Source organism: Sphingomonas endolithica (assembly GCF_025231525.1).
Taxonomy (GTDB): Bacteria; Pseudomonadota; Alphaproteobacteria; order Sphingomonadales; family Sphingomonadaceae; genus Sphingomonas; species Sphingomonas endolithica.
The window spans coordinates 2507551-2533005 of sequence record NZ_CP103057.1 but is presented as its reverse complement, the minus strand read 5'-3'; the positions used below and the strand labels follow the sequence as shown (position 1 = coordinate 2533005).

General features: G+C 61.7%; 20 protein-coding genes. 10 read left to right on the top strand and 10 right to left on the bottom strand.

The features are described from left to right. The first annotated feature begins 708 nt into the window (after window positions 1-708). The 4 genes from NV382_RS11885 to NV382_RS11870 all read left to right on the top strand — a co-directional run bounded on the left by NV382_RS11885 (window position 709) and on the right by NV382_RS11870 (window position 6269). On the top strand, window positions 709-2172 hold the full coding sequence (locus tag NV382_RS11885; RefSeq protein WP_260596963.1) for a site-specific DNA-methyltransferase: 1464 nt from the start codon (window positions 709-711) through the stop codon (window positions 2170-2172). After that, the gene (locus NV382_RS11880; RefSeq protein WP_260596962.1) at window positions 2172-2636 is read left to right on the top strand and encodes a phage terminase small subunit P27 family; all 465 of its coding nucleotides are present in this window, start codon (window positions 2172-2174) and stop codon (window positions 2634-2636) included. The genes NV382_RS11885 and NV382_RS11880 overlap by 1 nt, the downstream gene beginning before the upstream one ends. 259 nt (window positions 2637-2895) lie before the next feature. After that, window positions 2896-5232, top strand: coding sequence for an AAA family ATPase (locus tag NV382_RS11875; RefSeq protein ID WP_260596961.1), 2337 nt, complete (start codon window positions 2896-2898; stop codon window positions 5230-5232). Further along, window positions 5229-6269: a 5-methylcytosine restriction system specificity protein McrC gene (locus NV382_RS11870; protein ID WP_260596960.1), complete on the top strand. Its 1041-nt coding sequence runs from the start codon at window positions 5229-5231 to the stop codon at window positions 6267-6269. Before NV382_RS11875 ends, NV382_RS11870 begins: the two co-directional genes overlap by 4 nt. A gap of 250 nt (window positions 6270-6519) precedes the next feature. Here NV382_RS11870 and NV382_RS11865 read toward each other — a convergent pair whose 3' ends face one another. Both NV382_RS11865 and NV382_RS11860 read right to left on the bottom strand, forming a co-directional pair. After that, window positions 6520-7431 (bottom strand): hypothetical protein, encoded by a 912-nt coding sequence (locus NV382_RS11865; protein WP_260596959.1) that lies wholly within the window; start codon window positions 7429-7431, stop codon window positions 6520-6522. Beyond that, window positions 7418-7720, bottom strand: coding sequence for a hypothetical protein (locus tag NV382_RS11860; RefSeq protein WP_260596958.1), 303 nt, complete (start codon window positions 7718-7720; stop codon window positions 7418-7420). Before NV382_RS11860 ends, NV382_RS11865 begins: the two co-directional genes overlap by 14 nt. Window positions 7721-7922: 202 nt before the next feature. Between NV382_RS11860 and NV382_RS11855 the strand changes: the two genes are divergently transcribed. Next, window positions 7923-9083 carry an AlbA family DNA-binding domain-containing protein gene (locus tag NV382_RS11855; protein ID WP_260596957.1) on the top strand — a complete coding sequence of 387 codons (1161 nt, stop codon included), beginning with the start codon at window positions 7923-7925 and terminating at the stop codon, window positions 9081-9083. A gap of 9 nt (window positions 9084-9092) precedes the next feature. On the opposite strand, the gene NV382_RS11850 is transcribed toward NV382_RS11855, so the two are convergent. Beyond that, entirely contained in the window at window positions 9093-10358 is a 1266-nt protein-coding gene (locus tag NV382_RS11850) for a Shedu immune nuclease family protein (protein WP_260596956.1), read from the bottom strand. Window positions 10359-10851: 493 nt separating this feature from the next. Then, on the bottom strand, window positions 10852-12060 hold the full coding sequence (locus NV382_RS11845; protein ID WP_260596955.1) for a hypothetical protein: 1209 nt from the start codon (window positions 12058-12060) through the stop codon (window positions 10852-10854). Between the two features lie 224 nt (window positions 12061-12284). Between NV382_RS11845 and NV382_RS11840 the strand changes: the two genes are divergently transcribed. Beyond that, complete coding sequence (locus tag NV382_RS11840) at window positions 12285-13169, top strand: HEPN domain-containing protein (RefSeq protein ID WP_260596954.1); 885 nt, start codon at window positions 12285-12287, stop codon at window positions 13167-13169. A 20-nt stretch (window positions 13170-13189) separates the two neighbouring features. Further along, entirely contained in the window at window positions 13190-13345 is a 156-nt protein-coding gene (locus NV382_RS11835) for a hypothetical protein (protein WP_260596953.1), read from the top strand. A gap of 212 nt (window positions 13346-13557) precedes the next feature. Here NV382_RS11835 and NV382_RS11830 read toward each other — a convergent pair whose 3' ends face one another. Together NV382_RS11830 and NV382_RS11825 are read right to left on the bottom strand one after the other, a co-directional pair. Continuing rightward, window positions 13558-15966 carry a hypothetical protein gene (locus NV382_RS11830; RefSeq protein WP_260596952.1) on the bottom strand — a complete coding sequence of 803 codons (2409 nt, stop codon included), beginning with the start codon at window positions 15964-15966 and terminating at the stop codon, window positions 13558-13560. Next, the gene (locus NV382_RS11825) at window positions 15956-17083 is read right to left on the bottom strand and encodes a hypothetical protein (RefSeq protein ID WP_260596951.1); all 1128 of its coding nucleotides are present in this window, start codon (window positions 17081-17083) and stop codon (window positions 15956-15958) included. Before NV382_RS11825 ends, NV382_RS11830 begins: the two co-directional genes overlap by 11 nt. Window positions 17084-17750: 667 nt before the next feature. On the opposite strand from NV382_RS11825, the gene NV382_RS11820 reads away from it, so the two are divergent. From NV382_RS11820 to NV382_RS11810, 3 genes are all read left to right on the top strand, one after another. Further along, complete coding sequence (locus NV382_RS11820) at window positions 17751-18938, top strand: AlbA family DNA-binding domain-containing protein (protein WP_260596950.1); 1188 nt, start codon at window positions 17751-17753, stop codon at window positions 18936-18938. Window positions 18939-19485: 547 nt separating this feature from the next. Next, window positions 19486-19917, top strand: a complete 432-nt coding sequence (locus NV382_RS11815; RefSeq protein WP_260596949.1) for a hypothetical protein — start codon at window positions 19486-19488, stop codon at window positions 19915-19917. Window positions 19918-20988: 1071 nt separating this feature from the next. Beyond that, entirely contained in the window at window positions 20989-21588 is a 600-nt protein-coding gene (locus NV382_RS11810; protein ID WP_260596948.1) for a class I SAM-dependent methyltransferase, read from the top strand. Here the strand turns inward: NV382_RS11810 and NV382_RS11805 are convergent. From NV382_RS11805 to NV382_RS11790, 4 genes are all read right to left on the bottom strand, one after another. Then, window positions 21585-22595 carry an HNH endonuclease gene (locus NV382_RS11805; RefSeq protein WP_260596947.1) on the bottom strand — a complete coding sequence of 337 codons (1011 nt, stop codon included), beginning with the start codon at window positions 22593-22595 and terminating at the stop codon, window positions 21585-21587. The two genes, NV382_RS11810 and NV382_RS11805, sit on opposite strands and share 4 nt — an antisense overlap. 145 nt (window positions 22596-22740) lie before the next feature. Further along, window positions 22741-23949 (bottom strand): tyrosine-type recombinase/integrase, encoded by a 1209-nt coding sequence (locus tag NV382_RS11800; protein ID WP_260596946.1) that lies wholly within the window; start codon window positions 23947-23949, stop codon window positions 22741-22743. Between the two features lie 601 nt (window positions 23950-24550). After that, window positions 24551-24937: a cupin domain-containing protein gene (locus NV382_RS11795; RefSeq protein ID WP_260596945.1), complete on the bottom strand. Its 387-nt coding sequence runs from the start codon at window positions 24935-24937 to the stop codon at window positions 24551-24553. Continuing rightward, on the bottom strand, window positions 24924-25376 hold the full coding sequence (locus NV382_RS11790) for a carboxymuconolactone decarboxylase family protein (protein WP_312026738.1): 453 nt from the start codon (window positions 25374-25376) through the stop codon (window positions 24924-24926). Before NV382_RS11790 ends, NV382_RS11795 begins: the two co-directional genes overlap by 14 nt. Between the last annotated feature and the right edge of the window lie 79 nt (window positions 25377-25455).

Genomic DNA, 25455 nt, shown 5'->3' with positions numbered 1-25455 from the left:
TCGGAGGTGCGGTGCGATATAGCCTGTCCGACATAAAGGCGTATGAAGCGCGCAATCACAGTGATGCGCGGTGTTGGGCATGAGCTCAGATCAACACTCCAAGCATCGTCCCCTCGCCTCGACCAAGTATAGACTTGTTGATCACGCGCGCGCCATACGCACCGGCTGTCGTGGTGCGGACAGTTTGATTGCTCACATGGCCACTCTCGGCAATCGAAGCAGCCTCTGTTGGCAAACTGATCGGACCATGGGCTTAGCGATCGGTGCGAGCGAACGCAGTGTCACACGTTGGCTGCCGCTGCTGATCAACGGAGGGCACATCGAAAAAATCACTATAGAACGGCGTGGTCGGCGCGTTCGCGCTTTTAAGCTGATCGGCCCCAGGCAGGGCAGTCAAACTGGCGTTACTACCCCGCCAAGCTGTCGGCATGATGCCAGCCAGAAAGGCGGACAGAATCCTGTAAAGGGAATCCTCAGCAGCGAGGCCGAGCGCGCTGAGTACGCTCGGCTCTGCAGCTTACCTGACGGGCCAGAGCGCTTCGCGGCGCTCGCAGCCTTCGCCCGTGGCAGTCGGGATCTGAGCTAATGCACGATCTTGCGGGCGCTCCTCGTGCCCCGGAGGGGGGGGCAAAAACCCTGCAGCTTTTCGCCGGACACCGGCGAGGGGCAAAAAAAGCGCAAAAACGAAAAATGCGACCAGGGGGTATGATGACTAATCTCGCGGGTAAACGAAAGGGCAATCGGGTGGTATTCGGGCGAGGCTCGTCTCCTTGTGCCGCTCCCGACGGTGCCATCGCCGATTCAGTAGCATGGCCGTCATCGCGACCCCGTCTGCGCTCGGTTGCTGACCTCGTGCCCTATGCGCGCAACGCACGCACGCATTCGGACGAGCAGGTTCAACAGATCGCTCGGTCTATTCAGGAGTTTGGTTGGACGACTCCGGTGCTGATTAGGGCTGAAACGGACGGGATCATCGCCGGCCATGGCCGGCTGCTCGCGGCAGAAAAGCTCGGTATTGCGGAGGTTCCGACCTTGGAGGCGGTCGGCTGGACTGACGCGCAGGTGCGAGCGTACATTATCGCCGATAACAAGCTGGCTCTGAACGCTGGCTGGGATGAGAAGCTACTCGCGGCCGAACTGTGCGAGCTCGAAGAGCTTGGCTTTGACATGGACCTGACGGGCTTTTCGGAAGCCGAGCTCGAAGCGCTCAATCCTGCGAAGTCACGATTCCTGACCGACCCTGACGACGTTCCATGCCTTCAACCGACGCCCGTATCGCGTGTCGGTGACGTCTGGCAGCTTGGCGCGCATCGCGTGCTCTGTGGCGATAGCACGGCAGCGGATCAGGTGGCGGTACTGATGGCCGGTCAACTCGCCAACGCGTGCTGGACCGACCCACCCTACAATGTCGATTACCAGGGTGCGGCGGGCAAGATTGCTAACGACAACATGGAGGCGGATGCGTTCCAAAGCTTCCTTGGTCAGGCTATGTCGGTGGCATTCGAGACTCTGCAGGCCGGTGCGCCCTGCTATGTTGCTCATGCTGATACCGAAGGCCTCGCTTTCCGAGCGGCGTTCAGGTCGGCAGGGTTTAAACTGTCGGGGTGTCTGATCTGGCGCAAGAACGCGCTGGTGCTCGGCAGGTCGGATTATCAGTGGCAACACGAGCCGGTGCTCTACGGTTGGAAGCCGGGCGCGCGGCATCGCTGGTACGGCGGCCGCAAGGCGACCACCATCAGCGAATTAAGTGGATCGGTTTTCTCACAAAACGCGGATGGCACAATACTGGTGCGCGTGGGCCAGGAGTCCCTGCTAGTTTCTGGGACCGACTTGAAGGTTCAACCGCTTGAACCTTCGGTGTTGTGGATCGACCGCCCCGCGCGCTCCGCGGAACATCCAACAATGAAGCCGGTCGAGCTGATTGCCCGTATGCTGCGCAACTCCACCAAAACCGGCGACACTGTGCTCGACTTGTTCGGTGGTTCGGGATCCACCCTCATCTGCTGTGAGACCCATGGGCGAGTCGCTCGCCTCTGCGAGATCGATCCCCGCTTTGTCGATGTCATTGTGCGGCGCTGGCAGGAGTTCACCGGACAAGAAGCTGTGCTGGATGGCGGCAAGCATAGTTTCGCCTCTGTGCAGCATCAGCGCGCACGCGAAGGGCAGCGGTAATGGCGGGCAATTCAAATTCCGGCCGAAAGCGTAAGCCGACGCAGCTTAAGCTTGTTGAGGGCCGCACCTATCGCATGCAGGAGCGGGCAGGGGAGCCCATTGCAACTGGCCAGCTCGGCGCCCCGCCCAGCCACTTCAATCAGCGCCAAGGCGAGATCTGGGCGCATTCGCTCGAGCATGCACCTGCTGGTCTGCTGAAGAGCATAGACGGAGCGATCCTGGCCAGCTGGTGCGTCGCGCAGGCGCTGCACGAGAAGGCCGTTGAGATGATCAATCTCACGCCTGCTGTGATCAAGTCGCCAAATGGTACGCCTCTTCAGTCACCATGGCTTGCCATTCTAAACAAGCAGGCAATCATCATGCGCTCGCTCGTTTCTGAGCTGGGGTTCTCACCCGCGGCGCGTGCAAGGATCTCTATTGCCGAAGAAGAGGACGACGACCCAACTGCCAAGTATTTTAATTGATCATGCCGAAGTGCGACCACTTACATCCCCCGGATGGCTTCCGATCCAGTCGCTGCATATCCGCCGTGGGCCAGGACGATCGGGACAGTGCACGCTCCAACGATGTTGTTGTTAGGATAGCCTCGCGTCGGCCAGACTCGCTTCTCGACCAGCCAATCTGCGACTCTGGTTGATCGATCCGAATTAGGTGCTTGCGCGGTACTGACGCCTCATACCATCAAGGATGTAAGCCAGCGTTTGGTGAAGGGTGAATAGCGGCATGATCGACAATGACGACCTTCTTGGCCGGTTTATGGCAAAAGAGGATTTTTCGGCCTGGTCGGCGAACTGGTCTGACGATGACCGCCAGGCTTTCGCGCGCGTCGCTCGCATCCTGCATGATGCCGGCCTGGACTGGTATCACGTCAACATCGGCCGGCAGGTTCGCTGCGGTCGCAAGAGACCAGGCGCGATCGACGCAACGGAGACGTTCCTGGCCGTTAGCAATCTCAAGCCAACAGGCTGGGTTCGAAAAGGGCCCGACCGTGTCGCACTGGGCCTTCCTCACGACACCGCGGTCTCACTTGCAGCATTGGCTGATGCGTTGGAGGCAAAGCCGAACACATTACGGCGCTTTGCGGGTGGGACCGCGTATTGGCCTGATGAGCTAGCGTCGGACGTTGCGAAATCGTCGGGAAATGAAGAGATGTCGGACGCTGCAACGTTCTATTGGTTCGTCGGAGCCGCATTCGGCCGGCGTGAGGATCAGGTCGAGCGGTTTCTGCGTGACGGCATCTGGGAAATTAGCTCGCCTACGGATGCGGAAGCGGCGCACGTTAAATCGATGCGACCAGGCGAACGCATCGCGATCAAGGCGGCGTTCGTTCAGAAGCACAACCTGCCGTTTGATGGGCGAGGCAACAATGTCTCCGTGATGCGCATCAAAGCACGCGGCGTAATCACAGCGAACCCTGGCAATGGTGAGCGAGTTCAGGTCGAATGGGATCCGACGTTCGACGCTCGTGATTGGTACTTCTACACTTACCGGGCTACGATCTGGCAGGTTACTAAAGGTCATGACATGGCCGATCGGCTGATCGCTTTCACGTTCGGCGATCAGTCGCAGGATCTAGACTGGTTTCGCAACAGCACCGGATGGGCTGAGGTATTTGGGGATAACGCAAGCGTGAGTTCTAGGCGCTTCTGGATCGAGAAGACGATCGCGAGTGGTCGCGCCGATCGGCTGTCGGGTGAGCACGCGCTTGGCCGAGCTCTCTGGTCACCCCAGCGCTCGAAGGATGGCAAAAACATTTATGCCAATATGCTCGAGGTCCGGCCTGGCGACGTCGTGTTCCACCTCGTCGACAATCAGGCGATTACAGGTGTGTCGCTGGTTGAAGGCGCTGCTGATCAGAGCTTTGTCGGTCTAGCTGACAGCGATTGGGCCGACCAACCGGCCTACCGGATTGCCTTGATCGATCACCAGCAGCTCGACCCGCCTTTGGTTCGAGAAGCGTTCCTTGAAGCTGAGCCGTTCGCTACCGAGCTAAAGGAACTGGCTGAGAGCGGGCAGAAGGGGCTTTTCTACAATAGCCGCCGCGGCCTGAATCAGGGCGCGTATCTCACTGAGGTCACTCCAACGTTACGGTCGATCCTCAACCGCGCTTATGTCGAGCTCGCCGGCGAGAATTTGCCTTACATCGATGAGCAGCAGGTCGTGCTCGACCAGGGCGGCGAGGAAGGGGCGGCCTATACTCTCGACGATGCGCTGCTCGACCTTTTCCTGAGTCGGGAAGAGGCTGAGGACATTCTTTTGCTCTGGCGCGCCAAGCGGAACATCATTCTACAGGGGCCGCCAGGGGTCGGTAAGTCTTTTGCTGCGCACAAATTGGCCTACGCTCTGATGGCCATTCAAGATCGAGACAAGGTCGGCTTCGTTCAGTTCCATCAGTCCTATTCCTACGAGGACTTCGTGGAGGGCTTTCGGCCTGCGGAGCAGGGTTTCGAACTCAAGCCCGGCAAGTTTGTCGAGTTCTGTCGGAAGGCGGAGGCCGACCCGAAGCATACTCATGTGTTCATCATCGATGAGATCAACCGCGGCAATCTAAGCAAGATCTTTGGCGAGTTGATGCTGCTCATCGAGTCTGACAAGCGTGACCCGAAGTGGGCGATGCCGCTGGCCTCTGGGAAAGTGCCGTTCCACGTGCCGCCGAACGTGTACCTCATGGGGCTCATGAACACCGCCGACCGCTCACTCGCAGTGGTCGACTATGCGCTACGGCGTCGCTTCGCGTTCGTGTCGCTGATGCCCAATCTCGCTTCGCCTAGGTTCGACGAGCATCTGGAGGGACTTGGCATCGGTCTTGATGTCCGCAGCATGCTTCGCGTTCGGGTCGGCGAGCTCAACGACGAGATCATCGGCGATACCATCAACCTAGGACCGGGTTTCGCAATCGGGCACAGCTTCTTCTGCGCGGCGCCTAGCGTCGGCGAAAGCGACACTGACTGGTACCGCCGCGTGGTGCGCACTGAGCTTGTGCCGCTGTTGCAGGAATATTGGTTTGATGCGCCAGAGAAAGCCGAGAGCTGGAAAATTCGGTTGCTGGCCGCCGCTTGACCGAACCAACGATCCCGATCCGCAACCTCTACTACCTGTTCTGCTACGCTTGGAACCGGTTCGAAGAGGCGAAGGCGATCTCAATAGGCGCAGAGGAAAGCCCGGACTTACCGAACTTACTCGCCCGTGTTCTGGCCGAGGGCACCCGATCCCTCCTCAAGCGCGGCCTCGATCGTGGGTATTTGCCCTATGAGGAGGAGATGAGTACCATTCGCGGGCACATCGAGCTTGGTTCGACCCTGAAGCTGCAGGCGCGCAACATGCGCCGGGTACACTGCGCTTATGATGAGCTCAGCCATGACCTGCTGCACAACCAGCTGCTTAAAGCATCGTTGAAACGATTGCGTAACGCCAATAGCATTGATCCGTCGCTGGCTCGAGAGCTGCACCGACTTTGGACTCGAATGGCTGACGTTGCTGACATCAGCTTGAGCGCCGCCGCCTTTGCCCGGGTTCAGCTCCATCGCAACAACGCGCGCTATGATCTGCTGCTCAAGATCTGCGAGCTGGCGTTCGCGTGCATGATCCCAGATAAAGCCGGATCAGGGTACGGCTTCCAGAATGTGCTTCGTGACGAACGGAAGATGGCGCGAGTTTTTGAGGGCTTCGTCCGCAACTACTATCGTGCGAGCCAGTGTGCGTTCCGAGTGAAGCCTTACCAGCTCGAATGGCAGGCCGTTTCGGTAGCGACGAATGGGGTTGGGCGGCTGCCAGTCATGCGGACCGATGTTTACCTCGAGAGCGCGGCTCGGCGGATCATCATCGACACTAAGTACTACGCCGACGCGCTTCAGCAGCATCATGGCTCGCCAAGCTTCCGCTCAGAGAACCTTTATCAGCTGTTTGCTTATCTGCGGAACGACGCAATTGCGGAGCCGGACCTGGCTGTGGCGGAGGGTATGCTGCTCTACCCTCAGGTGCGGCATGCGCTCGATACGACCTATGTCGTTCACGGTCACCGGATCCGCTTAGCGACCGTGGATCTAGCTGCTAATTGGCCCGAGGTGGAGCTGCGGCTAGCTCAGCTCGTGGTTTAGGGTCTGTTTCACGCCACGTTTGGGTGGATAGCAGCCCAGCCGCTTTCGGGCGCCTAGATGGCGTAAGCGGACGTTCGTTCATCCACAATCAGACGGCAGCTACGCGCCCAATTTCGGTCATTCAAGACAATGATCAGCAATTCCAAAAGCTGTCGTTGGAATCCAACTGTTGCCTTCATAATCTTGAGCTCTAGAGGCGTCAGCGAGTCACCTCGCACCCTTCCGCTCGTGTCGGTTTTGTAAACTATCGCTATGCGTTTCCGGCCATGCGGGCGGCAAATGCCGCCGAGCAGGTGCGCCATTTATCCATTGTACGCAGCTCGTCGATTATCTCCACCGCAGTCAGCGCGCGGTAGCGATACCGGTTATCGAGTGCTGTACGTATCACAGTCTCTACCGACCGACCTCGGCGCCATGCGACCGGGTCGGCATCGAGCAAGGCATAATGCGCGGCCATGTAAACTAGTCCCGGTGGACCCAGAACCGCCACCCACTGGTCGTTGAGCCATTTCGCGGCCGCATAATAGACTGACAGACACAGGATCGCGTGACGGGGGAGCCAGTCGACCTCGGCCCCTTCCTCAATCACCGGAAGGGCGGGGACTGGAGTGCCCCGGCGGGTCGGCCACATGGTGTGACAATCGCTTAGCTCGAGCGATCGCGCGATTTGGACGAGCTCGGCATTGGCACGACCGTTGCGGTGAACGATGCAGTTGCGTGCCGACGTAAAATAGCGGTGGAAGGGCATGAGATAGGCCAGCGGTGAAGGGTCTAGACCAAGTTTTGCCGCGGCTTCCGGAATTTTGAGACCTTCAAACTGACGCGGCAGCGGCATTGATGGCGCCGTCGCACCAGACCGCGTGAAGGCGGTCCGGTCGAAATCTGCCTCTAATATCACCAAGAAGTCATCGAGCGCGGCGCTGACGCGCACGATCCCCATGGTCGCGGTCAGGCGGATTGCGCTTTCGGCAGCGGCCACGGGATCAACGAGCGCGGTAAGCTTGCGCCAAGGCTCGTTGCCTATCGGTAGATTGGTACGGCCTGTGGTGACCGCGAAGACGCCGGTACGAAGCCCTTCCAGCGCGCCGATGGTGACCTTGAGATTGCGGTCGAACGACTCGTTGAAGCGATGAAAGCGGTAAAAGGCTTCACTGTTCGTCAAATACAAGGTCTCCCCGGCGACAGTCCACGACAATTCGATTTCTCAGCAATGCCTTCAAATCACCATTTTGCATATCAAAGCGACCCATGCGCGAGCGATTGAGGATTTTATTCGGAGCGATCAGATTTGGAAAATGTTCGGGTTCGCGCGCCATGATCGGTCGTTGGACCAGCAGACGGGCGATCTCGACAGCGGTCGTTCGCCCATCACGTTCGACAGGGATTAGACGGCCAAGTTCGTCGGGAACAGCTGCCCATCCCCGTATGGCATTTGTGTCGCCAGGGACCACCGAGCGTTTGCGGGGCGCTCGTGGCTAAGTTGGGCGGGCCTGCGTCAATGAAGTCGGCGCTATGCCCGGCTGGAGCTCGGGTGGCGCCGTATCGATGAGCTATGGTCCCGTCATTTGGGCGCGCCCAAAGCGCGATTGATGTCGCGCAAAAGATACTCGTCATAGTGCTGCGATTGGAACCGGTTTCCGCTAGCATCGCGGTATGATCGATAAACTGCTCGACGAGATCGAAGAATCGGACTTGGTCGCACTTGTCACTGCACGGGTTGCAGAACATCGCACGCTCGAGTTCAAGCGAGAAATCGGTCGAGGCGATGCCAACGTGGCAGAATTCCTACGCGACATAGTTGCGATGGCGAATGCGCAAGGTGGCGACTTCCTGGTCGGCATCGAAGAAAGCAACGGTGTGGCGAGCGACGTGCTCGGCGTCGAAATCGACGATTTCGACGCCGAGATTCTCCGTCTCGAAAGCATCCTGCGCACTTGGACCGACCCACGGCTCGGCGGCACTGCGCTCCGCATCATTCCGCTCGCCAACGGCCGGCACGTCATCGCCATCCGCGTGCGCGCCAGCCTCGCCGCACCGCACGCTGTGCGCAACGGCGATCGTCGCAACTATTTCAATCGCAACAGTGCCGGGAAGTACGAAATGGACGCACATGAGTTGCGCCAGGCGTTCACCGCCAACGAACAGCTGATCCCGCGACTTCGCGCGTTGCACGCTGCCGCGGTCGCGGCGGCCGAGGGCGACGACATGCCGTTTCGGCTAACTCGCGAGCCCCGCGCTATCGTGTCTATCGTACCTCTGGCGTTCGATCGCGAAGCGCGCGAAATCGCCTTCACGCACGAAAGTGCGATGCTCCCGGTTCGGGTCAGCGCGTTTAGCTGGATCCACTCGCTCGACGGCCTAATTGTGCATACGCCCTTCGCCGAGGGCAGTGACGGAGAGCGGCCGATGCCGGAAGTGCGCGCGTATACCGTCAATCACTGGCGCGGCCGCATGGATGCCGGTTGGACGATCGGCGCAGTGCGTCAAAGGGACGCCATCGCCTATCAGGCAATCGTCTGGCCCGAAAGTTTCGAGGAAGGGCTGCTCGACATGGTCCGAAGCAGCATCGCCAAGCTCAACGCGCAGGAAGTCCGCGGACCTTGGGTGGTATTTGCCACCATCGTGGGCGTGCACGGCGCGCAACTCATGCTCCCCAACGAATATCGTTCGGCTGCGGCTTGGCGCGACGGCGCGCCGCTCGGCGAATTGGTCTTCGACCATTTCGACGCTGCCGAACTGCTGCCCTTGTTTCGCTCTCTCTGGCTCTTGTTCGGCGAGCAGCGACCCGCGGCGCGTCCGATCCCCGGCCAATAGCTGGCGGTTCTACAGAGTCGTCGCATCCAGTCCGTTGGCCCTGCGACGCTTCAGCGAGGCAAGGATGTTGTCGAGGCGGTGCAGCAGATCATCATAGGTTATGATGTCGATCATGTTGGCGTATTTCCGCTTGATCACCTCCAGGTCGGCGGACTGCCCCTCGTCGAAAGCCGGATGACCATTGTCCTTGCGGTCGCGCCCGAGGATGCACATCGCCTTGGGATTGGTGATGCGAATCCTGAGATTGGGCGGGAGCAGCTTCCTGAACTTCTGGGTGATCTTCTCCTCGCTCGCCAGCCCGCCCTTGCTGAGGTGGAACAGATATTTTTCGGCTTGCATGATCGTCCCTGACAGGGTGCCGGTCGGCACATAGTTGCCGCGGTAGAGCGTCTTCCTGAGCAGGATGTCGGCTTCCGGCTTCTTGATCTCGATCACGTCGATATTGCCGTTCACGTCGACTAGCGCGATGTCGATCTCGCGGTGGTGGATCTTGCCTGGCGTTGTGTAGCGATCCTCGATCGGCACCTTCTCGATCACCGCGACATACTTGGGGAAGATCAGCGGCAGGATGGAGAGCAGTGCCTTCTGCCACTGGTCCTCGCTCTTGTCCCCGGCCTTTAGCCACGCCTTGAGCGTGTCCCGGACGAATTGAAACTTTTCGATCTCCGTGGTGAGCAATTCCTTGGCGTGCAGCGGCGTGTCGCTGCGCCTCGATTTGCGTCTGCTCAGGTAGGTCTCGTACTGCTCTCGGAAGTCGCGCTCGGGCTCGATATATTCGCCGATGATGTTTGTGACCCGCGTCTCGGCGTAGCGGTCCATCTCATAGGTGTTGGGGAACCGCGCGATCAGGTCTTCGAACGCCTCGATCGGGATGGCGTCTTCGCGCTTCCCGCCGATGACGATCTCCTTCGCTTCCAGGATCAGCTTCGCGATCCGCTTGAAGATCGAAATGTTGCGCTCGGCGACGAACAACTTGCGCCGCCACTCGACACCGCTCTTGGCGATCAGCACGTCTTGGTCGATGCCGAGTTTGCGGCCGGCGATGAAATAGTGACTCGGGCCGGCGACCGCGAGGCGGAAGCGATAGGTGAACGGGAAATCGTCCTTTATCTCTTCTTGAGTCGGCTTCTCTAGGAGATCGTCGGGCGTGAAGGTGAACACCGAGCTGATCTCGACTTCGCCCGTCTTGAGCTCATCCATGATCCAGGCATTGCCCTGAAGCGTCGCGCGATATTCGAGCACGACGCCGCTGCGGCTGACCTTGTATTCGGCCATTTCCGTCCCTTTGTTTCTCGTCGGAGTTAGACACTGGCTGTTAAGCCTCGCAACCGCAATGTTCGCCCAAGAGTGCCGCAGCGAGCAGTGGATTCGCGACGCGGCAGCTAAGCGCCCGATCTCGGCCGTTCGACCAGCGATAAACTGATCCCGAAAGCCGCCGTTCGTTCAGTAAGGCTCAGATCAAGAGAGTTTAGTGGACAGCGGCCGGCCGTTTACAGGCATCCAACGTGGAAAGCGGCCCCTCGTTCAGGCTCAGCTGCTCGGCTCGTCCCCTGCAATCCCAGTAATTTGCCGGTTCAGGCGACACCCCGCCGCCTTCGAACTGATCGGAGCTAAATTTGACGGTCGCGTTTGCAAATCGCCAATGCTCGCTCGCTCGCTCGCACTTGCACGCGCTACGGCTCTCCGCTCTCAGCAGCGCATCGGGCGGACGAGCCTTTGTAAACCGTCACCTGAGCTCCATATAAGACCGACGGCCGCCGCCGCAGTATCAGCCGTAGGGCGAGACCTTGAACGGCGGTTGCTGGGTCTCGGAGCCTTGGGGCACGAGCGTCTCCCACCAGCTCAGCAGCGCGCCGCGCGAGAGAAAGGCGAAGGTGTGCAGCAGCATTGGCGTGTCCTCGACAGCCCAAGTTGCCCCCATCGCGCCGGCCGCCAGCCCGGTCGGAACCTCCTCCGGCACCGTGCCGACTGGGATGTCAGGCGGGTAGCACATCGGAAAGGGGAACGGGATGCCGGCGTGCAGCGCGCGCGAACGCAGATCGTAGACCCGCTTCAGCGCCGGTGCGAGCGCTTCTGGGCTGAAGTCGAGCTTCCCCCATTGCGGACGCTCAGCCGGGGCATCGGGCGCGAAGGTCTGCATGAAGGTCAGAAACTTGTTGGTCGCACCGATCACGCCCTTCAGGATCTTCGCGATCTTCGGCAGGAGTGCTTCAGCGCCGTTCCTTTCCAGCAGTTTGATCATCGGCCCGTACGTGATCGAGAGCCGCTCTAACGGCGTCTTGGTGTCGCCGTCCCAATGAGCGGCCGCAGTTTCGATCGCCGAAACGAACAGCAGCCACGACGTCTCCGGCGCGGAATCGGCGATCCACAGCGCGTTCTGATAGAGCCGCGCCGCCTTTACCAGCGCGACCGCCGCCGCAGCCGAAAGCAGCGGATAGGTCGCAAGCCGCGCAAGGTCGGTCAGCGCACGCTGGCCGTTCAGCCGTGGGATCTGCGGTCGTTGGTTCGGGGTCGGCAACGACGGCATGAACGAGGCATCGTGGGCGCGCGGGCGTCCCAGCGGATCGCTGTTCATGCCGAACTCGCGGTCTATCGGTCCGGCGATCAGACGCACCTCGAGCAGCAGCGCGGCGAGCGCCGCCACTTCGTCGAACAGCGTCCCCCCGTGATAGTGATCGTCGCTGGTCAACCGCGGGATACTCGCGTCGGGCATCAACATCAGCCCGGAGCGCAGTACGATGCCGGGCTTCAGATCGTATATCGTCCCGTGGCGCGTGCGCGGCACTGTGTTGAGGAAGCTGTACGGCCCGAAATCATAAGCTTCGGCGGTGAACCAGGCGTCGGAATAGAGCCGCATCTCGACGATCTGCAGCGGTTTGGCGCCCTCGCGGGCCGCCTGCCAGTTGCTCCAGCTGCGTGGTGCGGGGGGAGGCGGCACTTCGTCGTCCTCCGGCTCGTCTTCGCTGCTTTCGGTCATCGGTTCTCGCTCATTTTCATCCACGCATGGTGAAACATCGACACCTCAGCCGCAACCAACGACGGCGGTGACTTGGCCGAGGCTCAGTTTTCGCCGTCAGGCATTGCACCGCACTAGCGCATGCGAGCATCCGGACCTATTTTGTTCCGCAGAGTTCGGACGGACTGGACGATTCGATGACACATGGGAGGCCCGACAGCAGGGGTCCAGCATTCGAAGCGATGATGGCCGACATCGACGCCAAGCTGAAAGTGGAAGGGATCGAGATCCCTAGTCGCGCGCTGCTGGCGGTCCGCGAAGTATCCATGAAGTACAATCTGTCCATCCCGCTTGGCGGACCAGCCGAAGGGCTGCCCGACGATCTTCGCGAGAATGTCGATCTCGCCGAAGCGATCCGGCAGTGGTACGACGACAATTACGGCGACCGCATCAAGACGGATTTGTGCCCGGGCATGGCGGTCGTCGATCTCGACGGCGATCTCTACGAAATCCGCGTCCCGCGGATCTTCGGCGAAGCGCGGTTCGTCCTGTCGCGCGAGTGGATCCCCAATCCGGGAATCACGCGCGGTCCCGTCCTCTGCAACATCGTGCAGCTCGCATCCCACATGACACCGGCCAAGGCGGCGCGGCTGACCGACACCGCGCTGCGCGGCTTGGGCGAGATCTTCGAGATCGCGGTGCCCGCGCTCTATACGCTCGAGACCACGGGCCACCGGCTGATGCACATTGCGCGCGGCGACGTCGCCGTCGCTGTGAGGAGCCTGCTGGACCCCGGCGGGCGCTACGGCGAGTTCAAATGGGCATCGCTCCAGACGGCGGAAAAGGTCCTTAAAGCCGCGATCGACAAGAAGGGCGCGACCTTCAAGTTTACCCACGGGCTCGGGCAGCTGTGTGACGATTTGCGGGCCTGTGGCTTTAGCTTCGACGCCACCGCGCAGGTGGCCGCCATCCAGTGCAAGCCGGGCATCCGCTACGGCGATGAACCGTGCACCCGCGATGAGGCGCTCCGCGCGCATCACGCCAGCCTCGAGCTGGTCAACATCCTTAAAAGCGCGGGAGCCGGGTTCGAGCTCGGCATCGGCGGTCTCACCCGCGAGCATCGCAGCTGAACCGCGGGCGTCCCTATACCATGCAGATAGCCTATTTCGACGAGAGCGGGATCGACGGGGCCCACGGCATCACGCTGATCAGCGGCGTCGTGGCACGGCTTGGGGATTCGCCCCGCATCAACAGCGAGTGGCGGGAGCGCATCCGGCAGGACGGCGTGCCTTGCTTTCACTATTAGGAGTGCAAGAACCAGACCGGCGCTTATGCCGGCTGGGACTGGTGCGGGCGCTGCACCCCACATCTCGATCGGCTCGCCAAGATCGTTTCGGCCAATTCCATCGGCGGCATCACCGCCGCCTTCCAGAATGGCGATTGATCGGGAAAGCGCTGTGATGGAGCGGGCCGCAAGATGATCGGGTGGCTTCACCGGTTCGTAACGACCGTGATTTCTCAACCTCTCAGCCCGAAGCTGCCGAGTAGCGACTTGAGGAGCCCGCGTGGCTGCGAAATTGGCCGATTGGGTCCTTCGTTTGGTTGCGGCCCTGGCACCTCAACGCACGCTTGCGTCGTGCGGAACTCGAACACCGGCCAATCTTCGAATTGGACCAACTGCCGATATGAAAGGGACAGGGTTCCTGAGGTGTCGTCGTCGAGTGCGTAGTCGATCCCGACCATTGACGCGTCAGCTTTGCCGGCCGGTGTTTCGGAGTAAACAAGGCGCTTCATCGCCGTTGCGGAGAACAGCCAAGAGACCGCCTCGAAGTCGGCGCCGTAGACGTCTACGCCGTTCACGGATTCCAGGTAGGATGCTCCCGTCGCCTGCCGTGCCCGCTGCTCGGCCTGTCGGGACGCCTCATCCCTCGGCTGGCCAGGTTGCCGCAGCCGGATCGACGTCGCCGCGAGTCCGTTCGGCACCACCAGGACGGGTTCCGGGCCGACGAGCCCGGCCTTTGCCGTGACTTCGTTCCAGAACTCCGGCGAGTCCAGCTCGTGGGGCATCTCGACGACCTGGCGCGGCCTTGCCGCGAAGAAGTGCCAGGCCTGCCGCCCTGCTGCCTGGGCGAACTGCGAAGCCATGAAACCGTCGAAGTTGGACGAGGGCGGCTCCATCGGCGGTTCGACCAGACCCGCCTTCGCGACGCCGTTCACGCGGAATGTGCGGTCCGCGGCGTCCAATACGCCCTGCACCCTCTCCACCACCACGTCGCGGAACAACGGCACCTTCGCCGGGGTAGTCAGCAGGCTCGCCTCGGCGGCCGCGCGGATCGCCTCCAGCTTCGCGCTGTCGACCTGTCGAGCCTTGAGCCTCGCGAGCCGCGCCGTCTCGATCGCGGCACGCGCCGCCGCGATCGAGCTCAGCAGCGCCGCTTTGGCCGCCGCCAGGTCCCGCCCTGGCCTGAGCAGCGCGAACGCCGATGCGACTTGCGGCCAATCCCGGCCGGCCGCCTCCTCGACGTTCCTGAGCGCGCCGTCCAGTTCGCGACAGGAGGCGTCGGCGCGCGGCAGCAGGTCCTCGCGGGCGGCGAGCTCGCCGACGCCCCGGACCGCCGCCTCGGTCCCCCCGACGTCGGCCGCGGCGGTGAGCAGCGCGACGGTGGCGAGCCGCAGGTCGTCCCACGCGTGGCTCGTCGAGGGGGTGAAGAAGCGACCGGGTACGACGCGCCGTTCGGTCATGTTGTCGAGGGAGCGCACGAGTTCGTCGAGGCGCGCGCCGTGGCTGCGGTCCCGGGATCCCGATCCGGCGAGTTCGATGCGGGCGAAGTCGAGCAGCGCCTTGCGCAGGTCCGGGGGCTGGCTCTCCGGGCGGAACTCCTGGTCGGAGGCGCCCTCCCGCCGCCCCAGCTCGGCCGCCGTCCTCGCGCCGATGCCTGAGGCCTGCTTTCCCTCCATCGTCCACCTAAGCAGCAGCGCCGCCGTCACCAGGAGCACGTCGGCGTGGCAGTCGCGCAGGACGGCCGCGAACAGTTCGCCCGGACGGCTCGATGGCGAGTGCGCGTAGGCGAGGGGTGCCGCCAGGGCGGTGGCGGCGGCCCAGTCGAGATCCAGCAGTTCCGGGTAGACCAGTCTGCGCCACCGCAGCTCCGCATGCTCCGGCAGGCGGTGGTCGAGCGCATCGGCCCAGCGCACAAGCGCCTCGCGGAACAGCGCCGCGGCCGCGTCGTCCTCGTTCCAGACCGCGACCGCGAGGCAGTAGGCGGTGTTGGACAGGTGCTGCCAGAGGAATGGCCAGGCCGCCCTGAACGACAACCACGCGCGTGCGTCGTCCGCGTCGCTCCGCTCCTTCCAGTCGAACACGCTGGGCACGACCTGGAGGAGGCTCGCCCACGCCCCGACGATGTCGGGCAGCACGTTGGCGTACGCCTTCGCGTCCGAGCCGGCCATGGTGATCCGTGGGGTGGCGCTGCCCCCCGGAGGCGTGTCCGTTGTCGTCCGCCGTGTGACCCAGCCCTCTACGCGATGCATCATCATGGGGCCGAGGTCGAGTAGCACCTGGATCACCGTGGGTGGCAGGGCGGGATCACCGGGGCGAGGCAGCAGGAGCATCGGCACGCGCGTGAGCGAGCGGATGAAGTGGTCGTCGTCGGGGATCGCCTCCGCGGCTCGCGCGATGAGCCGGGAATACTGCCGCACCCAGTCCCGGTGGGGCGGGTTCCAAGCGTTGCCAGCGATCTCCGCATAGCTGAACGGGGCCCCGTCGGCGGATCGTGAGGCGTTCGCACTGAGGAGAAACCGGTGATAGCGCGTCATCTCGCTCAGGGCGCTGTCGAAGGCAATGGGAACCCGTCGGTCGATCTGCTGCGCGACCCGGTCGGCGAGTTCCTCCAGGATCTCCGTTGGGGTGGGTAGGTCAGCCTTCATCGCCGGTCCTCTGGAAGACGAAGGCGCGCGCGAGTACTTCCTTTTCGAGCCAATCGAGGGGAACGCCGCCGCGCCGTCGGCACCAGGCGACCCGGCCGGTGACCCGGCGATCGAGCCGCAGGTTGAAGGACAGGACTGGGCCCCGGTCGCTCAGGCTCCGCGCCGTCTCGGTCCGGGTAGGCGTCGCGGCGATGCATCGGCGCGACCAGCGGCGCACGACCCAGCGGACCCAGGTCATGCGGACGTCCCGCAGCGCGGCGGGGTGCCGGAAGTCCGTCTCAATCTCGTTCTCCATCGGCGGCCCGAAGTCGAAATCGAACGCCACCAGCGGCCTGTCCTGCTCGGCCATGTCGGTTGCCACGTCCTCTAGGAGCCGGCTTCCTTGGGAGAACAGCGTTTCGCGCAGGCGCGCCGTCATGTCCCTGGGTTGGATCAGGTTGGCGGTGTAGCGCTCCCTGAGCGCCTCGCGGGCGGGCTGCTGCACGAAGCGAAAGGTGGTCGAGATGAACTGGCCGACCGCGGCCAGGTTGAGGAGCAGCCAGCCGGTATGGAGCCCGAGCAGTACCAGCTTGAAGAGCAGCGAGGCGGTGCCCAGCCCGGTCAGGTGCAGGGCGAATTGGAGGGGCCAAAGAAGCTGCGCGCAGAGCACCATAAGCAGCGCGATGCAGCTCGCGACGGTCTCGAACGCGAGCGACTCGCGGTAGTAGATCTGAACGTCGGTGGAGGCGTTCTCGCGCTGCGCGATAAGTGTGACTAGCGCCAGCGCGAGCGAGACGGCGCCTAGGACCCCTACCTGCGCGCCGATGAAGTAGCTGGAGACGTATAGTATCGTCGGCTTGATGTCGGGGATCGCGGCTTCAGTCGACCAGCTTGGCAGCCAACCCGGGACGGTCGAGGCAGCCAGCGCTTCGGCGGCGACGAGTAGCACATCGACCACCAGATAGGCCGCGAGGAACCTCGCGATAGAGCCGGGCACCAGGAGCCTGCGCAGGGCGCGGTGCGTCCAGCCGTAGCGCGCGCGCCGTACCGCAGGGCTGCCGCGGAGTTGGTCACGGACTTCGCGTGCAACCCAGCGGTCGATGCTGCCGGTCCAGCCGCCGTGTCTCCAGTCGATCACGGACGGCTGATCCTCGCCGCGTTCCGGCGAACCGGGGCCGCCCGGGAGTCGGAGCGCCCGAAACGGGCGTTGCGGACGGACCCGGCGGTCGAGGCGGGGCCCGTCGGAGCCGGGCGGCTTGCCTGATATCCGGCCCCGGTGGCGAGGGCTGCAATCGTTGTGCTCATCTCACCCAGTAAGCGCCGCGACGGGCGCGGACGTCAATCGCGACCGTATGTCCCTTTCCGGTCGCAACCTAAGGCAGTCCCACCAAGGTTGCTCTTCACACCAGTGGGCCTGCCTGCTTTGGAATAGTGCGGCATCGCCTGATCGGGCGAGCCGATGCTGTCATGGACGTCTGCTCTCGGGTCGCGGCAGACCGGCGCTTTAGGTCCGAATCTGGGTCTTGGCGGCTTCGACAGCGGCGTGAACAAACGTCCGCTTTTCGTTTCGGTCGCCCCGAAGCCGTCAGTGCGAAACCGGCCCAACTCCCGTCACTTGCAACATGCAAAAGCTCCTTTGCGATTCCGCCTAGGGATCGGCTGCTTGCGATGCTCTGAGCGCTGGCCCTGCCGAGTTCCACGAGGGCCGTGGTGCGAAGCATCAGGGAGCGAATGGAAGACCAGCGCGGAAGGTGTGGATCTAATCCTGCTGGTACGAGGCGAGATAAAGCGGCATCCTGTCCGGCATGGATAACGAACACCCCAGCTGGGCCGACGCTGAATTGACGCGTGAATTGCCGCACCTGGCGGCTGCGAGTGAAACTCAAACAGTCGAGTTCAAGCGCGAGTTCCCGAAGCACGCCGGCGATCTTGCCAAGGAAATTGCGGCGTTCGCGACGTCCAATGCGGGCGTGATCCTTCTAGGTGTAGAAGACAGCGGCGAGATCATCGGTATTCCGGAAGGGGGAAAGGATGTTGTCCGGCGTGGCATTCGCGAGCGTCTCGAAGGTATCTTCAATCTTGTCCGGCCCACGATCACGCCGGGCATCCGGTTTGCGGTTTTCGAGAACAAGGTCGTCGCGGCGATCACGGTTCCGAAAGGCGCCCAGCCCATCTACTACGCTTCCAGCATTCCCTATCACCGCCTGCTAACGGCGGCCCGGCCCATGGCACCAGACGACGTAATCGAGGCGGTGCTTTCCTGGAGCACGGCTCACGGCCAAACCTCGCCCGAGGCGGAATTCCTCGGAGGACTGGCGCCTTTCTGGGCTCAGGTGGACTTGATGGTTTCTGAGCGGAAGCTTCGCCAACTGAACCCATGGGCCGAGAATCTTCGCTGGACTGCAGGGCATCAGGCCGACCTTGCGCGCCGCTTCGCCGCGAGCGTGCCCCACGAGCTGGAAGCCTTGGTTGAGCCTTTGGACAAGCTCGCTTCGGCACTGGAAGTGATCGCACAGGAACGTCCCATGCTTTCTGGACCCAGCCTCGAGGTTCTCGGCGCAATCCAGGATGCTGAGCAAATCGTCGAGGAAGTCCGCGCCAAGTACCTCGGGCCGGGAAGGTTTAACGCCAAGGTGGTGGCCGATCAGAGGGCGGTGGTCGTCTCCGAGGCCAAGCTCCTCAGCGGCCTGATCGAGCGGATTGATGCAGATTCGAGCGGCTCAATCTATCAAGCTGCGCAGTCGGAGGCGAGCGAGCGTGGGGAAGCGCTCTTCTACGTAGCCTCGATCGGCGCCGGCGTGGGAGATGCGGCCGCCTGCGCGGAATTGCGGGAGATCGCTGCAGCCCTTCGCGTTATCGAGAAGATGTCGGTGTACATGGATGGTGGGAAATCGCTCCTAAAGATCTTCGATGCCGCACGCGACGCTGATCGTCGTCTCCAGCAATGGCTGCGAGTAGGGAGGCGTGATGGCGCTGCGGAGGCCGGCTCATGACCGACACGCGGTAGAGCTGTGAGATCATAGGTCCCGCGCGGCTCGCCTAGGCCGCGCAGCGCCTTCGGTCGATTAGCTCTGCGAATGTCCGCATAAGCGGTCACGGCACTCGAAGCTGCCAGACCGATAACGGCCTAATTGCGGACGTGCAGCATCGTCTGAATGAATGTCCGAAGTCGGGGAGCGGGGTGGGCGCCCTGAATGTCTGAGTGTGGGTCTCAGCCGTCACTCTGAAAGGCGAGCCGGGCTTGTACGATTTCGAGCGCTTCTGGCGGCTATGATTGCTGGAGCCCTTGCGGTTCAGTGCAGCACGCCTCGCCATCGATTAGTACCGTGGGAATGGCTGTCAGTGGTGCAAGTGTGTTCGGCTAGTCCCCGGGTAGGGGGCGCCTCGCTTTGCAAGGCCGACGCAAGCGGGGCTGGATGCCGTCTTCTTTGCACTTAGTGCCCTTGCTCTACCAGCACCTACAGAAGCATTGGGCTTGCAACCATTGATGAAGTGTGCGTCCATCACCTTATAAGTAAACGAAGGTCTAAGGAGCTCGGCATGATGAAGGGTTTATTGTTGGCAGGTGCGATGATTGCGGGTGTTTCGCTGTACGTGATGGCGCCGCAGGCCAAAGCGGCGGACGGAGGCGGTGGTTGCAGTGGTAAGCTGGTCGAGTATGTTCCTTTCACCGCCAACGGGCAGAAAATCGGACAGCTTCAACTGTACTACAATGCGCAGACCGGCGCCAATTGCGCCCTGATGCTGCATGGCGGCTCGACCTGGGGCGTGACGCGCGACACCGGGGTGGCGCTGTACAGAAAGCGGCGCGGCGATCAAAACTACTCTCAGCCCGCTTATCAGCGTGGTGCATACCGTTACCAGGCTGGCCCGATCCGTACCGCTGGCGATGGCTGGTGCGTAAGGGCGGGCGGCGGGATCACGCATGCAGGCAAGCATCACTCTCTTTATACTGGCGCTCATTGCGGCTGATGTCTGAGCGCAAAGGTGGTCTAGCTGGCGACCGACTACTGATTTGGCCGTTCGCGACGGCGGCGGCGGTCGCGGTGTGGTTACTGTTGCCCGCAGAGCGAGTAGAGCGTGTGCCTGCCAAAGCTAGCATCACCGTCGTTAAGGCCCGGCCCGAGCATAGTCAGGCGCAGGCTGTGCCGCTGAGGGCAGCGGCGGAGCAATCTCCAGCTCCGATTCCTGGGTCGGTAGCGCCGACGCCAGCGGTTGTTGCCCCCGAGGAGCGGTTCGAGCTGCCCTTCAATCTCTTCGCTGTCGAGAGCGAAGGATCAACGGAGCCGCCCGTCGGAGAGGGCGGTGCAGCGCTCGATCAACCGTAACTTCTACCAGGTCGCGGTGTTTACGATCGCCAGAGCGGACGCGGAGAGCGAACGGAGCGGCAGCGCCCACGTTCAGCCATCGGCGGCTAGAAAGCGGTCTACAAAGAGCGACCCGCCATAGGCTGTGATCAATTCACCAGGTGAAGAAACGGTGGAGAATTACGAGCGCAGCCACGAGCCACAGAGTTAAAGCGAACCGCCTTCCTGCGCGAACTTGCAGCACTCGGCCGTCCTGCATCCGGATAGCCTTCTTGTTCCAAGTCCATCATGTGAAGGCAGCAAACGGAAGAGTCACACATAAGAGACCGATCACGTAGGTTGTCCACGCTGGTGCGCCAAAGCGACTGATCAACCAAGACAGTAGCAGAGCAATCCCACACGCCGGCACGATCATGCATCCCAACGCTGGGCCGTAGGAGACGAAATCGTCTACGCCAACGATGTTCCAGTCTTGTGTGTTCTCTTCTTCGTTGCTGCTCACATCTTCACGCTACTGATGACGTGACTTTCCGCAGCACCTCGGTCGCGCCACCGACGGTTTCCACCACCAGACATTGCCGTTCCTGCTAATGCAGCCGTGCTTGAAAGCGGCCTTTCGGCCTAAATGAACAAGTGGTACGTTTTGGGGAACGCACAGAGCGGCCTGAACGGCGTCTTATGGGTCACAAGGACCGAAGGCTTTTAACAATTTCGCCTGTAACTGTATGGCGACATAATGCACGATCGCGCGACCCTTGCCTTCTACGGATCCGACGCAAGCAAGTATGTCGCCCGCTATCGGGGCGAGCAGCACCGTGATTTGATGGGCTTCCTCGACCGCCTTCCGCCAGCCGCGCGGGTTTTGGAACTGGGTTGCGGGGGCGGTGGCGACGCCGCGGCTATGCTAGCGCGCGGCTTCGACGCGGTACCGACTGATGGCTCGCCGGAGATGGCGCAGGAGGCAGCTGTCTTCCTAGGCCGACCAGTGGAGGTGCTGATGTTCGAGGACCTCGCCGATGAAGACGTTTATGACGGCGTCTGGGCTAGCGCGTCTCTGCTGCACGTACCTATCGCCGATCTTATGACCATCCTGACGCGTGTGCATCGTGCGCTGAAACCCAGCGGGCTCTTCTATGCTAGCTATAAAACCGGGGCAGGAGAGGGGAGGGATCAGTTCGGCCGCTACTACAACTATCCGTCCAGAGAAGTACTTGTCGCGTCATACATCGCGGCGGGGGCCTGGTCATCGTTAGAGGTCGAAGAGCAGCAGGGCAGCGGCTACGACAACCAATCGACGCGCTGGGCAGCCGTGATTGCGAGAACAGCGTTCGGCTAGAACGCTGCGTCATGTTGTATGGCTGCGTTCCACTCGATAATTCGCGCCAGCTTAGCCGCGTCGTAGTTGCGCTGCAGGAAGGTTACTCGGAGAGCTGAGGTTGATCCTGTCTGTGCCATCAGCGTCTCGCCTAACGGATGGTGGCTGGTGATCAGAAACTCGTTGCGACGGTGCAGGCGAGAAACGAGTTCTAGTGCAGGCACGCAGTCGAATTTACCTGCGCTTCCCCGATTGCAGTGGCGGCAGGCTAGAACGAGGTTCCAGACACCGTTCGGGTTGCCACTCAGCAGCAGTCGGAGTGCCCACGGGAAAACGTGGTCTATGTCGGCAGCAAGCCGCCCTGGCTCGATTGTGACGGGCGTGAAGCAGTAGAAGCAGCGACCCTTCTGATATCCATTCAGCGCCGCCCTAGCGGACGTCACTGCTACGCGTCGCGATCCGTCTGCGGCGGTGAATGCTTGGCTTTCGTTATCATACGCTATGAGGGAGCTGGTGACGCCCAGTTTCCACGCGGTCTCCACTAAGCACCACCGCGCCTCAGTTTCAGACCCGAGGTCGGCGGCGGCAGGGTCATGTGCGAGTGCCTGCAGCGCATTTGTGATCCGGATGCCGGCGGTTGTGGAGCGCTCGTCGAGAAAGAAGCGCTGCTCGACCTCCTGAGAGCCGAGACGATGGAAGGCATCGATGACGTTGTTGAAGCCGAGCGACACCGTGATCGACTGCAGCTCGTCGTCAGAGACATTCCCAGCGTTTGCCCCTCTGCAAGCTTCCAAAAAACGGCTGGATTGGCTGGTTGCCTGCTTTGCTGCTTGAGCAAGATGCGTTCGCAGATGGCGCGTGTACGGACCGGCTAGCTCTTCCAGTTTGATCAAGTCAGGGCCACCGCGCGCTACCTCGAGCAGCGCCTTCGCCAGCGCGAACTTATAGGAAGCAACATTCCGGCCGAACAGCATCAGTGCACGAAACTGGTTGTGGCTGGTGGGTTGAACGGCAAGGAATGGCGTCATAGCTCAATCTACAAACCGGTTTTGTTCGAAACCGCGCCAGCCCGCGGTGGGTGGCGTATAGCCTGTTATATCGCGGATACGATGCCGTGGCTCCGCGCACGAGCAAGCTACTCGAGACGATATTCGGGAAAAGGGACTGGTCCCATCAGTGTGATGGGACCAGTCCCTTTTCAGAATGGTCAAGGCTACCCTCGGCCCCGGGTGACATGCTGAGGAAGATTGATGCTGACACGTCGCTTGCTGCGTCCCGGACCGTGCCGCGTGCCAGATGGGCGTAGCGCTTGGTGGTTTGCTCGCTTGCATGACCCAGGATCTTACCGATAACCAACAAGGACATACCGCTGGCGGCGGCAACTGACGCGAAGGTGTGGCGGAGGTCGTGGATGCGCGCATCTTTTAGCCCGGCACGCTCCCGCACCCGCTGCCAGAATGGCTGCAGATCTGTGAGGCGCCCGCCGGGCAGCTTGCCTGTTAGAACCCACGGATTGCCGTCAACTTGTAAGATCTGGCGCAGCACAGCGAGGACTGGGTCGCCAACCGGTACGTCCTTCGCGCCGGTCTTGGAGTCTGGAAGCCGCAGCAACCCAAGCTTGAAGTCGACGTAATCCCACTGCAGTGTCATGACCTCGTTCAACCGGCATCCGGTGAGCATCAGCAGACGCACGGCAACAATGGCCGAAGGCATTTCTATCCGCTCCGCCTCCATTTCGGCCAACACCTCGCCAACGCGGCTGAGCTCGGCTCCGCTGAGGAAGCGTTCCCTCTTCCTTTCCGGGTACTTCTTGATGCCCTTACGCGGATTGGTGCCTTCAGGCCGGTGGCCCCATTCTTCGGCCAGCCCAAACATCTTAGAGACTACCTCAATCGTCCGATTAGCCTGCGTCGGCTTGTGTCCCAGATCACGATGCAGCCTGGCAATGTCTTGCCGCGTCACCTCGTCAACCCGCTTAGCCCCGATGGCAGGCAAAATGTATGTCTGGAGAGATCGACGGTACTCGGCGGCTGTGCTCGGCTTCACCCAAAGCGCGACATGACGGTCATCGAAGATTTCGGCAAGTTGGCGCACACTCAAGACCCGGCGCTTAGCATCGCGCTCGGCGGCGGGGCTGCCGCCCATCTGGACTTTGGCAGCGGCGGAACGCGCCTGCTCGCGCGCTAGCGCTAGTGACAGAATACCTACTTCACCGATCTTGAGCTGCCGCCAGCTATTACTCTCATCGCGGTAGCGATAAACCCAGACCCGGCGACCCGAGGTCAGGAAGCGGATGCCGAAGCCTCGGACATCATCATCCCAGAGGAATTCCTTGTCGTGGACGGTTGCTGCCTCCACGATGGCCTTTGTCAACTTGGTCATGAAAGTCTCCTGATACCTGCGCACTTTCCGGACCCGTTTCAGGAAGCACCTGGGAAGCAGGGTGCAGAGTAACGGCGCGAAGGCGCGAGAACATCACGAGCGGCATGCCTGCCTTACAGTCAAGCTAACTGCCTAGTATAACGTAAAAGAAGGTAGAAGTAAGAACACGTGCGTAAATTGAGCTACAGTACTCATAACCTGAAGGTCACAGGTTCAAATCCTGTCCCCGCAACCAACACAGCCCGCAAGTCGAAAGACTTAGCGGGATTTTTTGCGTCTGGCGTAGGCGCATGGCCCCAGCATTGACTCGAATCCTTCGGGCAGATTGATCGCTAGTTCTCGGTTATGGGCGTCAGGTCCACGCGCTTGATCAGCAGCCGTATACGCTCGAACGCTTCGGCTCGCTGCGCCTCATCTTCGAAGACGCTCGTCGGATAGGTGATCTGTGCCGGTAACTCCGACCTAGATGTGCTGGCGGCAGTTCACGCCCAGTCGATTGAACCCGCCCCACCTCGTCCGCAGTCACAATGACCGTCCGGACGAAGTGAAAGGCGGGTATTTCATTCTCGAAGCGGGCTGGAGCCCCTTTCCGCGACGCAAGCTACTTCACGGGCGTCACGATCGGGGCGCCCTCGTTCTTGACGAGCACCGCAACGAACTTTGCCGTCTTGGTCCGGCTGCCATTGCGACCCACGATATGAACGTCGTCGCGTCCCTCGAAGTAGGTCTGGCCCGGATGGAGGGTGACAAGCTTGCCGCCCTCGACCTGCATGATGATCGTGCCTTCGAGCACGTACAGGAACACGGATGCATCGTGGCGGTGGATCGGGTCAATGTCGCCGGGTGCATATTCGACGAGGATCATCGTCCCCTCCTTGCCGGGTAGGCCGGCAAGGGGGCGGGTTTGCAGTTCGGTGACCTTGCCGGCCACGAGGGCCAGCCTGGTCCACAGCGACGACCGGCGACCGCCCGTGTCAACCTGCAACATAGGAAGCCCCCTTCGGATGAGCGGCGCGGAAGCCGATCTGTAGCCGGTTCCACAGGTTGATGGCACCGATGGTGAGGGTGAGGTTGACACGCTCCGGCTCGCTGAACGCTTGCTCGATCAGGGCGTAGTCGGCATCGGGCGCGCCGGTTTCGGCGACCAGGGTGAGCGCCTCGGTCCACGCAAGCGCCGCGCGCTCGCGCTCGCTGTACAGCGAAGATTCACGCCAGCCGTTCAGCAGATAGATTCGGAATTCGTCCACGCCGTGCGCGCGGGCATCGGTCGCATGCATATGCAGGCAATAGGCGCAGCCGTTGATTTGTGATGCGCGAAGCTTCACCAATTCCAGCAGCTCGAACTCGAGGCCGCTATCCTTGAACGTCGCCTCCAACGCGAAGAGCGTTTTCATGGCAGCCGGTGCAAGTGTGAATTGATTTGTCATACGTGGTGTCATTATGGTTCTCCATGACGTTCGGATTGTCGTCATGAACTTGACGAGAGAGCATCGTCGGATGTGACAT